1 protein-coding gene is annotated in these 237 nt (G+C 53.6%); it reads right to left on the bottom strand.

The features are described 5' to 3' along the window. A partial coding sequence (locus ACPYOG_RS20695; RefSeq protein WP_481295936.1) for a DUF6266 family protein occupies nt 1–218 on the bottom strand: 218 nt, incomplete at its 3' end. Nucleotides 219–237: the final 19 nt, after the last annotated feature.

The following is a 237-nucleotide window of genomic DNA, read 5'->3' as shown; positions in this document are numbered from 1 at the left end:
CTCCAGGCTTGAACCTCTTTTCCGGCATACGCTAAAGGAAGCGTAACCTCTTTCGTCAGATCGGTGCGAAGGGCTACGGTTTCGAAGATCTCAAAGCGGTCCAGTTCTTCGCAGTAGCAGATCACGTTGACACTGTCGGTTTCTGCGGCATTGCCCTGGGTGGAATTATTCTCCCAGCTCAGCCGGATAATGTTTCCCGTTTGCGGGGCGGCCGTCATATTCTGGAAACCGGTAAGG

Source organism: Leifsonia sp. HAY1-4F, assembly GCF_056755275.1.
The sequence above is the reverse complement of the archived record's forward strand: the minus strand, read 5'-3'. Positions and strand labels throughout refer to the sequence as shown.